This is a genomic window from Ureibacillus endophyticus (genome assembly GCF_024159215.1).
Taxonomy (GTDB): Bacteria; Bacillota; Bacilli; order Bacillales_A; family Planococcaceae; genus Ureibacillus; species Ureibacillus endophyticus.
Genome location: NZ_JAMYWW010000001.1, coordinates 813,361 through 827,661, shown reverse-complemented (window position 1 = coordinate 827,661; position 14,301 = coordinate 813,361). Strand labels below are relative to the sequence as shown.

Genomic DNA, 14,301 nt, shown 5'->3' with positions numbered 1-14,301 from the left:
ATTACGCCTCCATTAATAAAAGTTCCGGCTCACTTAGCAAACGTTTTAAATAATTTAAAGCATTTTGCGCTGTTGCACCGTCGATCATTCGATGATCAAAGCTCAATGATAATGCTAACACAGGTGCCGCTACAATTTCACCATTTTTTATTATTGGTTTTTCAGAAATTCGACCAATACCTAAAATAGCTACTTCTGGATGGTTAATAACTGGCGTGAACCACTGACCACCTGCAGAACCAATATTTGTAATCGACATTGTGCCACCCTTCATTTCTGCTGGTGATAATTTTCCTTCACGAGCTTTTGTTGCTAGCTCATTAATTTCAGCTGAAATATTGAAAACAGATTTTCGATCTGCATGTTTTACTACCGGAACAAGTAATCCTTTTTCAGTATCTGCAGCTATACCAATATTATAGTAGTGTTTTTGAATAATTTCATTTGTCGCATCATCGAAAGAACGAGCAAATTCTGGATATTCACGTAAAGTTGATACTAATGCTTTCACTACATAAGGTAAATAAGTTAATTTAATACCCTTTTCAGCAGCAATATCTTTGAATTTTTTACGATGTGCTACTAATTCCGTTACATCTACTTCGTCCATTAATGTTACGTGAGGCGCAGTTTGTTTAGAGTGAACCATCGCTTTAGCAATTGCTTTACGAATTCCAGAAATTTTCTCACGAGTTTCTGGGAATTCACCTTCTAAGTTAACTGGAATTGTTGTAGCATTTGTTTCTTCAACAGTTCCAACAGCTTGTTCAACTTCTACTTGTTCTGAAGCTTGAACAGGAGCTGCTCCACCCTTCATGAAGTTTTCAATATCTTCTTTTAAGATACGACCATTTTTACCAGTACCATTTACGAAGCTAATATCTACATCATTATCTCTAGCAAACTTACGAACAGATGGCATCGCGATAATACGTTTATTTGATGAATTTTCTGGAGCTCCAACTGAAGAATTTGCTACTGGGGCAGCAACATTTGGTACCTCACCAGAATCACCTTGCACAGGTGCTTTTTCGACAGGTCCGCCATCTTCATTTGTAGCTTGAACTTGTGCTGCAGTTACAGAAGTGTTATTTTCTTCAGCATGCATATCACCTTTTAATTGCATGTTTTCATAACCTGGCGCATCTAAGCGAATTAATACGTCTCCAACAACTGCAACCGTTCCTTCAGCTACTAATACTTCTTCTACCGTACCTTCAACAGGAGATGGAATTTCAACTACTGCTTTGTCATTTTGGATTTCGCACAATACATCATCTTCTTGTACTTTATCCCCTGCTTTTACAAACCACTTAACAATTTCACCTTCATGGATACCTTCCCCAATATCAGGCATGCGGAATTCAAACGCCATATATTTCACCCTTCCCTATAACTAATTAGAATGTAAGAACTTTTTTTGCTGTCTCTATAATATCTTTATAGTTTGGTAACCAAATATTTTCCGCTTGTGGGAATGGATAAATTGTATCTGGTGCAGCCACACGTAAAACTGGTGCTTCCAAACTTAAAATTGCTCTTTCATTAATTTCAGCTACAACATTTGCAGCAATACCAGCTTGCTTTTGTGCTTCTTGAACAACAATCGCACGGTTTGTTTTTTCTACAGAAGCGACAATAGTATCGATATCAAGTGGTGAAATCGTACGTAAATCCACAACCTCTACTGAGTATCCTTCTTTTGCAAGTTCTTCAGCCGCTCTTAAACTTTCATGAACCATTAATCCATAAGCAAAGATAGATAAATCTGTACCTTCACGTTTTACATCCGCTTTACCAAGTGGAATTGTATAAGATTCCTCTGGTACTTCTTCACGGAATGAACGGTATAATTTTAAATGCTCTAAGAATACAACTGGATCATTGTCACGAATTGATGAAATTAATAAACCTTTTGCATCATATGGAGTCGATGGAATAACAACTTTTAAACCTGGTTGTTGAGCCATTAATCCTTCTAAACTGTCAGAGTGCATTTCTGGTGTATGTACACCACCACCAAATGGTGAGCGAATTGTAACCGGCATGTTAAACGTGTTACCTGTACGATAACGATAACGTGCTAATTGACCACTAATTGAATCCATTACTTCATATACGAAGCCGAAAAATTGAATTTCAGGTACTGGACGGAAACCAGTTAAACATAAACCTACTGCTAAACCGCCGATTCCAGATTCCGCTAATGGTGTATCGAATACTCGATCTACACCAAATTCTTTTTGAAGTCCTTCCGTTGCACGGAATACCCCGCCGTTTACACCAACGTCTTCACCGAATACTAAAACGTTATCATCATTTTTTAATTCGCAGCGAAGCGCATCAGTAATTGCTTGAATCATCGTCATTTGTGCCATAGGTTATTTCGACTCCTTTGCTTTGTAGATTTCGTATTGTTCTTTTAGGTTGTGAGGCAGCTCCTCAAACATATTTGAAATAAGGTCTGTTACCTTTTGTTTTGGAGTTTCATCTGCTTTTTTGATAGCTTCTTTAATTTCTTCTTTTGCACGCTCGATTACTTCTGTCTCTTTTTGTTCATTCCATAAACCTTTTCCTTCTAAGAAAATACGGAAACGAACAATCGGGTCTTTTGCTGCCCATTCATTATCAATATCTGAAGTACGGTAACGTGTTGGGTCATCACCAGACATTGTATGTGGACCATATCGGTAACACATTGTTTCAATTAATGATGGACCTTCTCCTCTTACAGCACGATCACGAGCATCTTTAGTCGCAACATAAACTGCTAATGCATCCATTCCATCTACTAATGTACTTGGAATTCCTGCTGCAATCCCTTTTTGTGCAATTGTTTTTGCTGCTGTTTGAACTTCACGTGGTGTTGAAATCGCATATTGGTTATTTTGAACAATAAAGATTGCTGGTGTTTTTTGTGCTCCTGCAAAGTTAATTCCTTCATAGAAGTCACCTTGTGATGAACCACCGTCACCTGTATAAGTAATTGCAACTGTTTTTGAACCGCGTTTTTTAAGTCCTAATGCAACCCCTGCTGTTTGAACATATTGTGCACCGATAATAATTTGTGGTGGAACAACATTTACACCTTCAGGAATTTGATTTCCAACGAAATGTCCACGGCTGAATAAAAATGCTTTCCATAATGGTAAACCATGCCAAACAATTTGTGGCACATCACGATAACCTGGTAAAATCCAATCATCTTTTTCCAATGCAAAGTGTGATGCTAATTGTGATGCCTCTTGCCCAGCTGTTGGAGCATAGAATCCTAGACGACCTTGACGGTTTAATGAAATTGAACGTTGATCAAGAATACGTGTATAAACCATACGTGTCATTAATTCTACTAATTCATCATCAGATAAATCAGGTAATGCCTCTGGATTAACTACTTCACCTTTTTCATTTAAAATTTGGAACATCTCAAATTTATTTTCAATCTCATTTAAAGTTTCAGCTGGATTAAATACTTTTGTTATCTTTTCTCCCATATAGCACCTCTCCTTAAGTTCTGTATCAAAATTTTTTATAAAATTATTAGTACAACAATTCGTTAAATTGAGTATATAAAAATAAATTCAATCGGTCAATCATTGATTTCTGTTTATTTTTCACTTTTTTTCTAATCGTAAATTCATACTGTATTACAAACTGTTATACTCTTCTCCGAAATCTGTATTATAACAATTATTTCAATGCCTGGAATCCTTTTGTTTTCTCTACATAATAATTACATCTAGTTTCCCTTTCTCTTAATTCACATATACTAATACACCTAAACTTTTCCTAAGTAAAAAACTTTTGATACTTTTAAGCTTAGGAAGTAAGATGTTTTTATGTATACTTAACTTACATAGCTTTTTTGAAAGGAAGTTCATTTATGATTTTAATGGAAGATATAATACGTGAAGGTCATCCAACCTTAAGAACTCGTGCAGAGGAAGTAAAATTCCCATTAACAGTTGAAGACCGTAAACTTGCAAATGATATGCTCGAATACTTAATAAATAGTCAAAACCCTGAAACTGCTGAAAAATATGGATTACGACCTGGTATTGGTTTAGCTGCAAATCAAGTAAATTCTTTAAAAAGAATGTTTGCCCTTCATTTAGAAGATGATAATGGCGAATTATTAAGTTTTGTCGCAGTTAATCCTAAAATCGTTAGTCATTCAGTTGAAAAAACATATTTACCATCTGGGGAAGGTTGCTTATCTGTTGACCGTCAAGTTCCTGGTTATGTCCCACGATACGCGAGAATTACTGCAAAATTCTTTACTATTGATGGTGAAGAAAAAAAATTACGATTAAAAGGATTACCAGCCATTGCATTTCAACATGAATTGGATCATTTAAATGGTGTAATGTTTTATGATCATATAAATCAAGACAATCCTTTCGCTGAAGTACCAGATTCATTCCCACTAAACGGTGAATAAAATTATAGAAGGAGGTGCCCCAAAATATAGAGGCACCTCCTTAATTATGAACAAATTGATAAAAATATAGTCCAAAAAACTATATCAAGTCTGCATAAACTATTATTAGAAGCTAGATAATGTTTAAATCTTTCATTATTTTGGCCAAACCATCATCATCCACATGACCTGCAATGACGTCTGCTGATTTTTTAGCTAATTCATGGCCATTCCCCATTGCAACACCCGTTCCTACTGCTTGTAACATTTCAATATCATTCAACCCATCACCAAAAGCAAAGGAATTTTCAATTGGGATGTTCATTCTCTCTAAAAGCTTCATAATACCTCGTGCTTTTGAACCTTCTTTCGGTAAGATATCACAAGAAAATTGATGCCATCGTACAAACTTTACTTCAGGAAAAGTATTTTGATAAAGTTGTTCATCCTTCTCTTCCATAAAGATTAATGTTTGATAAACAGAATTTTCTTCATAGAACAATGGATTGATTGTTGGGTAAGGGTATTTTAATGTGTCTAAGCTACTTTGTATAAAATCATGTCCATCAATTGAAGCAATCATTTCTCGCTCATCAATAAATACTACTGGATGATTTCGTTCATTACCAAATTCAATTATTTTAGCTAAGTAATTTTTATCGACACTATCTGTAAATACTACTTCACCATTATATACAACATACTGACCATTAAACGTAACATATGTATTAATCTCTAATTCTTCAAGTAATGATTCAATCATAAATGGAGCTCTACCAGTAGCTATTGCAATTTCATAACCATTCTCTTTAGCTTTTTGTATAGCCTTCTTCGCAGAATCAGGTATTTTTTTCTCACTGTTATATAACGTTCCGTCTACATCAAAGAATAAAATATTTTTCATTTAATAAATTCCTTTCAGCGCATATTTACATGTAAATGGAAAATACTTTACATATAGAGAAAGTATGCGTATAATTTAACTAAGGAGTGATGTGCCATGTTAAAACGCCTCAAAAAAAGAATTTTGAAACGGTTAAATGGCATCCTCGGAAAAAAATCAATTGCTTAAGCCCTTCAATTTGAAGGGCTTTTCTTTATTTTAAAGGACTTGCATGATAATATAAAGGAAATGCATCATATGGAATAGTTTCACATTAAGTGGAAAATGATAATGAATGCACTAGAATGTACGTAATTAAAGGAGAGAAAACATGATTTACAAAGTTTACTATCAAGAAAATGCTAATGAAGTACCAGTTCGCGAAAATACGAAAAGTCTTTATTTAGAAGCATCTTCTGAAAGAGAAGTCCGCCAATATTTAAAAGACAGAAAAATTAGTATTGAATATATTCAACTACTTGAGGGCAACTATTTAGAGTATGAAAAAAATAGCCCGAACTTCCATTTGGAGAATGCTTAATCTTTTATGAAGTTTGTTAAAAATGATCAAGCAGCTGTTTTCGCACTTGGCGGACTAGGCGAAATCGGTAAAAACACTTATGCTGTGCAATTCCAGGATGAAATCATCGTGATTGATGCTGGAATTAAATTCCCGGAAGACGATTTATTAGGAATCGATTATGTTATTCCGGATTACACTTATTTAGTACGTAACGCTGATAAGATTAAAGGACTATTTATTACCCATGGACATGAGGATCATATCGGTGGAATTCCTTATTTATTACGTCAAGTAAATATTCCTGTATATGGGGGTAAGCTTGCACTAGGATTATTAAGAAATAAACTAGAAGAACATGGCTTACTACGAACTACTAAATTGATTGAAATTCAAGAAAGCGATGTTATTAAATTTAGAAAAACATCTGTAAGCTTCTTCCGTACTACACATAGTATTCCCGATGCTTTCGGTATCGTTGTAAAAACACCTCCTGGTAACATTGTACATACAGGAGACTTTAAGTTTGATTTTACTCCTGTAGGGGAGCCTGCCAATTTAACGAAAATGGCAGAAATAGGACGTGACGGAGTACTTTGCTTACTTTCAGATAGTACAAATTCTGAAGTACCAAACTTTACAATGTCTGAACGTAAAGTTGGGGAAAGTATCCATGATATTTTACGTAAAGTTGAAGGACGAATAATTTTTGCAACTTTTGCATCAAACATTCACCGTCTTCAACAAGTAACCGATGCTGCCGCACAATATGGTAGAAAAATTGCTGTTTTTGGTCGTTCTATGGACAATGCAATTTCAATTGGTCGTGAGCTAGGATACATTACAGCACCAAAAGAAACCTTTGTAGATGCTCAAACGATTAATCGTTTACCAGCTAATGAAGTAATGATTTTATGTACAGGTTCTCAAGGTGAACCAATGGCTGCATTATCTCGTATTGCCAATGGGACGCATCGACAAATTCAAATTCAGCCTGGTGATACAGTAGTATTCTCATCTTCACCAATACCTGGAAATACAATGAGTGTTAATAAAATTATTAACCTTTTATTCCGCGCTGGTGCTGAAGTTATTCATGGTTCTTTAAATAATATCCATACTTCTGGACATGGTTCTCAAGAAGAACAAAAACTAATGTTACGTTTAATTAAACCGAAGTTTTTCATGCCAATTCATGGTGAATACCGCATGTTAAAAATGCATACAAATCTCGCAGTAGATTGTGACGTATTACCAGAGAATACATTTGTCATGGAAAATGGAGATGTTCTAGCATTAAGTCCAAACGAAGCTCATATCGCAGGCCGTATACCATCAGGAGATGTCTATATTGATGGTAGTGGAATCGGGGATATCGGCAACATTGTTTTACGTGATCGACGAATTCTTTCAGAAGAAGGTTTAGTTATTGTCGTAGTTAGTGTAGACATGAAAAAACAAAAAATTGTTGCCGGACCAGATATCATTTCTCGCGGTTTCGTGTATATGCGTGAATCAGGTACATTAATTAGCGAAGCACAAAAAATGTTAAATACTCATTTAAATGAAATGATTCAAGAGAAATCAACTCAATGGACAGAGTTGAAAAATGAAATTACTGATGTTTTAGGTCCATATCTTTTCGAGAAAACAAAACGTCGCCCAATGATTCTTCCAATTATTATGGAAGTCTAATAAAAAATATAAAAAGCCGCAATTGTAGAATTTAATTGTTCTACATTGCGGCTTTCTTATTGTACTTAACTCATTGCTTTTTTTACAAAACGATTGATATCAACATCTGCCCCAATAACTAATAAAACATCTCCTAATAAGATTTTTTCATCAGCAGCTGGAGAAATAATAATATTTTCCCCTCTTTTAATACCGACAATATTGATTCCATATTTTGCACGAATGTCTAAATCAATTAATGAATGACCTGCAATTCGATCATTCGCTTTAATTTCCATAATTGAATGTTCATCGGAAAGTTCCAAATAATCCAGTACATTACTCGACATCATATTGTTAGCAATCCGGATACCCATATCCCGCTCAGGATGTACGACAAAATCAGCACCTATTTTTTCTAGCACTCTTGCGTGATAATCATTTTGTGCTTTTACTGTAATCTGTTTTACACCTAAATCTTTTAATATGAGAGTTGTCAAAATACTATTTTGGATATTCTCTCCAATGGCAATGATAACATGTTCAAAGTTTCGTATCCCTAATGATTTAATGGCTGCTTCATCTGTTGTATCTGCAATTACTGCTTGTGTAGCAATTTTTGCAAACTCGTCAACTCTCTCTTGATTTGAATCGATTGCTAAAACATCTGCACCAAGTCTTACTAGTTCTTTTACAATACTGCCTCCAAAACGGCCAAGTCCTATTACGACAAATTCTTTTTTCATTTTTTCCTCCGTACCAAAACTTTAATGGCACTATTTTAACTTACTAACTGCTTTTATGCAATTATTGGTCTATGTATTATTTTATCCAACATGTTGAGCTAAAGACTTTAATCTATAAGATTAGAAAACATAAAAAAACGCAAGGGGTGGACCCTTACGCTTTCAATTTTACTTAGTTTTGTTCGTTACGCATTTCATCTAACACACGATTTACACGTTTTTCTAACATTTTCATACCGCTTCCTCCAGCTTGGAAGTGACGTAAAACGCCAGATTTATCAAAAACATAATATGCAGGGACATATTCATTTTCGAATGCATCAGTTAATTTCATTTCATTATCTACAAAAATTGGTTGTGTAATATCGAATTGTGCAGCCACTTTTTCGATTTGTTCTAAATCTGTATCTTCTTCAGAACGTGGCATATGAACTGCGATTACATTTAACTCATCTTTATATTGATCACGGAATTTGTTTACATCTGGCATTGCTTCTTTACATAAATAACAGCTTACAGACCAGAAGTGAATTAACGTAGGTTTTTCTCCTACTAATTCATCTCTTGTTACCTGACCATTTAACCATTTCGTTGCGCCTTCTAATTCTGGCATTGGTGAGCGTAATTTCATAATTCTAATCCTCCCTTTTTATAAGTAAAAAATCCCCACGAACAAATGTGGGGATTTACTTGTAATTCAAACTAGATATAACACCCTTATTATAGAGTTGCTTGACCTGGGCGCCAGTTTGCTGGACATAATCCACCAGTTTGAAGAGCTTGTAAAACACGTAATGTTTCATCAACATCACGACCGATATTGTTGTGGAATACTGTTTGATATTGTAATTCACCTTCTGGATTAATGATGAATAATCCACGAAGAGCAATACCTTCTTCTTCAATTAACACACCATATTCTTTAGAAACAGTGTGGTTTGTATCAGCAGCTAATGGGTATTTTAACTGACCTAAACCATTTTGATTACGATCAGTGTTAATCCATGCTAAGTGAGTATGAATTGTATCAGTTGACACACCGATTACTTCTGCATCAAGATCTTCGAATTCGTCATAACGATCAGACATAGCAGTAATTTCTGTTGGACATACAAAAGTGAAGTCCATTGGGTAGAAGAATAATACTGTCCATTTATCGTTTTTCATATTTTCTTCTAAAGATACTTTACCAAATGATTTGTCAGGCAGTACTGCTTCCATTGAGAATGCAGGTGCTTGTTTTCCTACCATACGTTCAGCCATTAAAATTCCCTCCAATATTATTATCAAATGCTTAAATTAGGATATTACCCACTTTTTACGATAACAAACGACAAATTTTTTTTCAATAATTTGGACAGACTCTTAAATAAGAATTTTTATAAAAGACAAAAATTTGTCAAATTTAATTATTACCTTACTTTTTATTAATTATTCCATATTTTCAATTTCTCATTAAAATTATTGATTTACAACGAAGATTATGTATAATAGTATCGTTATTTGTAAACTCAAAGTTATGTTATTATAAACTTTTCACATTCAAAGTTTACTAACAATAAACTAGGAGAGTATTGATATGCAAATTGGTGCAAAAATAAAAGCATTACGCATAAAAAAAGGATTAACGCAAGAAGAATTAGGTGAACGAACAGATTTAACTAAGGGGTATATTTCTCAATTAGAACGAGATTTAAACTCTCCCTCTATTGAAACATTGTTTTCCATTTTAGAAGTACTTGGAACAAAGCCTAAAGATTTCTTTGATGATTCATTAGAAGAACAACAAGTTGTCTATACAGATCGTGATCAAACGATTTACTATGATGAAGAAAAAAAGTATCAATTACAGTGGTTAATTCCTACTTCTAATGAAAAAGAAATGGAACCTGTAGTTTTAACCCTTGAAGAAGGTGGAGAGTTTAAACAATTCCCTCCATCTTTAGCGGAAACATTTATTTATGTACTTAAAGGTCGTATTCGTGTCATATTAGGGGATCACGAATATATTGCCAGCACTGGGAATGCTATTTATTACGAAGCATCTCAAAATCATCAAATTTTAAATGCGAATAAAGGAGTAACTCAGCTGCTCTTAGTGGCAACTGAATCTTATCTATAGTTAAAGGAGGACAGAACATGAACGATACAATTATTCGTTTTGAAAATGTGTCTAAATCATATGACGATGGAACTGTCGTTTTAAATAATATTAATTTTGAATTAAAAAAGGGAAAATTTTATACATTACTTGGCCCTTCTGGTTGTGGAAAAACAACAATTCTTCGCTTGATTGCTGGGTTCACACTTCCATCAAGTGGGGATATTTATTTTAACGATAAAAAGATAAATAACGTGCCTGCAAACGAACGTCAAGTAAATACTGTATTCCAAGATTATGCTCTTTTTCCCCATTTAAATGTATTCGAGAATGTTGCTTTTGGTTTACGAATTAAAAAGTTAAAAGAAAGCGAAATACAAGAACGTGTAATGGAAGCATTGAAATTCGTTAACTTATCTGGTTTTGGAAACCGTGAAATTTCCGAAATGTCAGGTGGTCAACGTCAACGGGTGGCAATTGCTCGAGCGATTGTAAATGATCCAGAGGTAATTTTATTAGACGAACCATTATCTGCTCTCGATTTAAAATTACGTTCTGAAATGCAATATGAATTACGAGAATTACAACAACGACTTGGTAAAACATTTGTATTCGTAACTCACGATCAAGAAGAAGCCCTTGCAATGTCTGATGAAATTTTTGTTATCAATGATGGAGAAATCCAACAATCAGGTACTCCTGTGGATATTTATGACGAACCTATTAACCGTTTTGTGGCTGATTTCATTGGTGAATCAAATATTGTGGATGGTGTCATGTTAGAAGATTTTAAAGTTCAGTTTACTAGCAAAATATTTGATTGTGTTGACCAAGGAATGAAACCAAATGAAAAGGTAGATATCGTGATTAGACCTGAAGATTTAGAAATCACGACTGTTGAGAAAGGGAAACTCGTTGTAACCGTTGATACTCAACTTTTCCGTGGTGTGCATTACGAACTTTCTACTTATGATAAAGATGGAAATGAATGGCTAGTCCATTCTTTGAAAAAAGCAAATGTAGGTGAACAAATTGGGTTAGATTTTGACCCAGAGGCAATTCATGTTATGCGTCTTAATGAAACAGAAGAAGAATTTGATAAACGACTAGAATCTTACGGAGAAGAAGAAAATGACTAGACAAAGAGGAGCATTATTTCCTTATATCATTTGGATTGCATTATTCGTTATTGCACCAATTGCCTTAGTTGTTTATTATTCAATGCTCGATTTAAGCGGCAATTTTACCCTTGCCAATTATAAATCATTCTTCACACCGGTTTATTTAAAAATGACGATAACAAGTTTTTGGTATGCCTTTTTAATCACATTGTTTACGTTAATTATTGCTTATCCAACAGCTTATCTTTTAACAAAAACAAAACATAAACAGTTATGGTTAATGCTAATTATCATTCCATCCTGGATTAACCTATTGTTAAAAACTTATGCTTTCATTGGTATTTTTGGTTTATATGGACCAATCAATGCTTTCATTGAAATATTTGGTCTTGAACCGAAACAAATTTTATTTACTGATTTTAGTTTTATCTTTGTTTCAGTGTATATCTTTATTCCATTTATGATCATACCGATTTTTAATTCATTAGATAAATTAAATCCAACGCTTATTTATGCTGCTAGGGATCTAGGTGCATCTGGTTTTACAACATTCCGACGTGTTATCTTTCCTTTAACAATTGATGGAGTAAAATCCGGTATACAAGTGACATTTATACCAGCTTTATCTTTATTTATGATTACTCGTTTAATTGCTGGAAACCAAGTAATCACATTAGGTACTGCTATCGAACAACAATTTTTAGTTTCCCAAAACTGGGGAATGGGCTCAACGATTGCAGTCTTCTTAATTCTTAGCATGGTTCTTATCATGTTCCTAACAGGTCAAAAGAAAGGAGGCCGTGTACGATGAAAAAACTATCATTACCATCTAAGTTATATCTCATCATTGTTTTTCTTGTTTTATACGCGCCGATTTTCTATTTAATATTTTACTCCTTTAATAGTGGAGAATCCATGAACAATTTTGAATCCTTTACTTTAGAGCATTATAAAGCGGTATTTGACGACACAAGATTAATTGTCATCCTTATCAATACAGTTATTGTCGCTCTTTTATCTGGCTTAATTGCAACGATTATTGGAACGTTAGGAGCGATAGGCATTGTCTCAATAAAAGATAAGAAAATGCGAAACGTTCTACTTTCTTTAAACAATGTATTAATCGTAAGTCCCGATGTTGTCATCGGAGCAAGTTTTTTAATTTTATTTACAATGATTGGTGTTAAGCTTGGGTTTGCATCTGTTGTCGTTTCCCACGTTGCTTTTAGTATTCCAATTGTTGTTTTAATGGTGCTACCAAAGCTATTAGAAATGAACACGTCTTTAATCGATGCTGCGAAAGACTTAGGAGCATCTAAACGTGACGTATTAACGAGAGTCATCTTACCTTACATTCAACCAGGTATATTTGCTGGTTTCTTTTTAGCTTTAACTTATTCTTTAGATGATTTTGCCGTAACATTCTTTGTAACAGGAAATGGCTTTTCCACTTTGTCCGTTGAAATCTATTCAATGGCACGTACCGGAATTACATTAACAATCAATGCGATTTCTGGCCTCGTGTTCCTTGTTACTGTGTTAGTTGTAATCGGTTATTACTTCTTTAACAACCGTGCAAAACGCATCCAAGAGGGGGTACAACGATGAAATCTTTAGTTCAAGCTACTATCGCCATTATTGTCGTTTGTTCTCTTCTCTTCTTTGCAACAAACAGATTAGAATCTGCTGGCTCAAAAGGTAGTAAGGATACTCTTACTGTATACAACTGGGGAGAGTATATTGATCCTGATTTACTTGATCAATTTACTGAAGAAACAGGTATTAAAGTAATTTATGAAACGTTTGATTCTAATGAAGCTATGATGACAAAAGTTCAACAAGGCGGCTCTGCTTATGATGTTGCCGTTCCGTCCGAATATATGGTGCAGAAGATGATGGAAGAAGATTTATTAATTCCTTTAGATCATTCAAAGATACCAAATTTAAAAAATATCGATCCATACTTTTTGGATTTAGCCTTTGATCCAAAAAATAAATATTCCATCCCTTACTTCTGGGGTACAGTAGGGATTGTTTTTAATCCTAATTTAATAGAAGAGCATTTAACATTTACAACTTGGGAAGATTTATGGGATTCTTCCCTAAAAGATAAAGTATTTTTAGTAGATGGTGCCCGTGAAGTGATGGGAATGGGCTTAAACTCTATTGGTGAATCATTAAACGCAAAAGATGAAGAATTACTTCGAAAAGCAACGGATAAATTGGTTACATTAACACCTAATGTAAAAGCGATTATTGGGGATGAAATTACGCCATTAATGATCAATAACGAAGCAGCAGTGGCGCTTACATGGTCTGGGCAAGCTCAAGATATGATGTGGGAAAATGAAGATTTAGACTTTGCAGTACCTGAAGAAGGGTCAAATCTTTGGTTTGATAACTTTGTTATTCCAAAAACAGCAGCAAACATTGACGGAGCACATGCATTTATTAACTTTATGTTGGATGCAGAAGTATCAGCACAAAATAATGATTATGTCGGATACTCTACACCAAATAAAGCAGCTATGGAATTAATGGACCCAGAAGTAATTAACGATGAACGCTTCTACCCTACAGAAGAAGTACGAGAACATCTAGAAGTATACGAAAACCTAGGACCCGAATGGCTGGGTAAATATAACGAATACTTCATAAAATTTAAAATGAGTTTAAATTAGAAAAGCGGAGAACGCTCGTTCAGCTCCGACAACAACTGGAAGAATCGCTAAAAGGGCGCTTTTTTCCCTTGCAAGCGATTCTGAAGTTGTCGAGGAGCTAGCGGAGGCAGCTCGCTAATGCTCATAGGTGGTGTCTAAGTGTAAAATCTCTTTGG

Annotated in this window: 15 protein-coding genes; 8 read left to right on the top strand and 7 right to left on the bottom strand. The window is 34.4% G+C overall.

The window, feature by feature from the left end:
- Position 1 precedes the first annotated feature (1 nt).
- Genes NKR20_RS04030 through pdhA form a run of 3 tightly spaced genes read right to left on the bottom strand, consistent with a single transcriptional unit; the run spans position 2 to position 3,494 of the window.
- A complete protein-coding gene (locus tag NKR20_RS04030) occupies positions 2-1,375 on the bottom strand; it encodes a dihydrolipoamide acetyltransferase family protein (protein ID WP_253423807.1) in 1,374 nt (457 codons plus the stop codon).
- Between the two features lie 25 nt (positions 1,376-1,400).
- On the bottom strand, positions 1,401-2,378 hold the full coding sequence (locus NKR20_RS04025) for an alpha-ketoacid dehydrogenase subunit beta (RefSeq protein WP_121214134.1): 978 nt from the start codon (positions 2,376-2,378) through the stop codon (positions 1,401-1,403).
- A gap of 3 nt (positions 2,379-2,381) precedes the next feature.
- Positions 2,382-3,494: a pyruvate dehydrogenase (acetyl-transferring) E1 component subunit alpha gene (gene pdhA, locus NKR20_RS04020; protein WP_253423804.1), complete on the bottom strand. Its 1,113-nt coding sequence runs from the start codon at positions 3,492-3,494 to the stop codon at positions 2,382-2,384.
- A 389-nt stretch (positions 3,495-3,883) separates the two neighbouring features.
- On the opposite strand from pdhA, the gene def reads away from it, so the two are divergent.
- Positions 3,884-4,441: a peptide deformylase gene (gene def, locus NKR20_RS04015; RefSeq protein ID WP_253423802.1), complete on the top strand. Its 558-nt coding sequence runs from the start codon at positions 3,884-3,886 to the stop codon at positions 4,439-4,441.
- 112 nt (positions 4,442-4,553) lie between these two features.
- On the opposite strand, the gene NKR20_RS04010 is transcribed toward def, so the two are convergent.
- Positions 4,554-5,324, bottom strand: a complete 771-nt coding sequence (locus tag NKR20_RS04010; RefSeq protein ID WP_121214131.1) for a Cof-type HAD-IIB family hydrolase — start codon at positions 5,322-5,324, stop codon at positions 4,554-4,556.
- 310 nt (positions 5,325-5,634) lie between these two features.
- Here NKR20_RS04010 and NKR20_RS04005 point away from each other — a divergent pair, with 310 nt between their 5' ends.
- Positions 5,635-5,844, top strand: coding sequence for a DNA-dependent RNA polymerase subunit epsilon (locus NKR20_RS04005; protein ID WP_121214130.1), 210 nt, complete (start codon positions 5,635-5,637; stop codon positions 5,842-5,844).
- A gap of 6 nt (positions 5,845-5,850) precedes the next feature.
- Positions 5,851-7,518 carry a ribonuclease J1 gene (gene rnjA / locus NKR20_RS04000; protein ID WP_121214129.1) on the top strand — a complete coding sequence of 556 codons (1,668 nt, stop codon included), beginning with the start codon at positions 5,851-5,853 and terminating at the stop codon, positions 7,516-7,518.
- Between the two features lie 65 nt (positions 7,519-7,583).
- Here the strand turns inward: rnjA and NKR20_RS03995 are convergent, their stop codons facing one another.
- The 3 genes from NKR20_RS03995 to NKR20_RS03985 all read right to left on the bottom strand — a co-directional run bounded on the left by NKR20_RS03995 (position 7,584) and on the right by NKR20_RS03985 (position 9,506).
- Complete coding sequence (locus NKR20_RS03995) at positions 7,584-8,243, bottom strand: potassium channel family protein (RefSeq protein WP_121214128.1); 660 nt, start codon at positions 8,241-8,243, stop codon at positions 7,584-7,586.
- Positions 8,244-8,415: 172 nt separating this feature from the next.
- Entirely contained in the window at positions 8,416-8,874 is a 459-nt protein-coding gene (locus NKR20_RS03990) for a TlpA family protein disulfide reductase (protein WP_121214127.1), read from the bottom strand.
- 89 nt (positions 8,875-8,963) lie between these two features.
- On the bottom strand, positions 8,964-9,506 hold the full coding sequence (locus tag NKR20_RS03985) for a peroxiredoxin (protein WP_121214126.1): 543 nt from the start codon (positions 9,504-9,506) through the stop codon (positions 8,964-8,966).
- Positions 9,507-9,822: 316 nt separating this feature from the next.
- Between NKR20_RS03985 and NKR20_RS03980 the strand changes: the two genes are divergently transcribed.
- From NKR20_RS03980 to NKR20_RS03960, 5 genes are read left to right on the top strand one after another with little or no spacing between them, the layout of a single operon-like run.
- Positions 9,823-10,365 carry a helix-turn-helix domain-containing protein gene (locus NKR20_RS03980; protein WP_121214125.1) on the top strand — a complete coding sequence of 181 codons (543 nt, stop codon included), beginning with the start codon at positions 9,823-9,825 and terminating at the stop codon, positions 10,363-10,365.
- Between the two features lie 17 nt (positions 10,366-10,382).
- Entirely contained in the window at positions 10,383-11,483 is a 1,101-nt protein-coding gene (locus tag NKR20_RS03975) for an ABC transporter ATP-binding protein (RefSeq protein WP_121214124.1), read from the top strand.
- Positions 11,476-12,276, top strand: coding sequence for an ABC transporter permease (locus NKR20_RS03970; RefSeq protein ID WP_253423799.1), 801 nt, complete (start codon positions 11,476-11,478; stop codon positions 12,274-12,276). The genes NKR20_RS03975 and NKR20_RS03970 overlap by 8 nt, the downstream gene beginning before the upstream one ends.
- Positions 12,273-13,073 carry an ABC transporter permease gene (locus NKR20_RS03965; RefSeq protein ID WP_121214122.1) on the top strand — a complete coding sequence of 267 codons (801 nt, stop codon included), beginning with the start codon at positions 12,273-12,275 and terminating at the stop codon, positions 13,071-13,073. The genes NKR20_RS03970 and NKR20_RS03965 overlap by 4 nt, the downstream gene beginning before the upstream one ends.
- The gene (locus NKR20_RS03960) at positions 13,070-14,146 is read left to right on the top strand and encodes an ABC transporter substrate-binding protein (RefSeq protein ID WP_253423796.1); all 1,077 of its coding nucleotides are present in this window, start codon (positions 13,070-13,072) and stop codon (positions 14,144-14,146) included. Before NKR20_RS03965 ends, NKR20_RS03960 begins: the two co-directional genes overlap by 4 nt.
- The last annotated feature ends 155 nt before the right edge of the window (positions 14,147-14,301 follow it).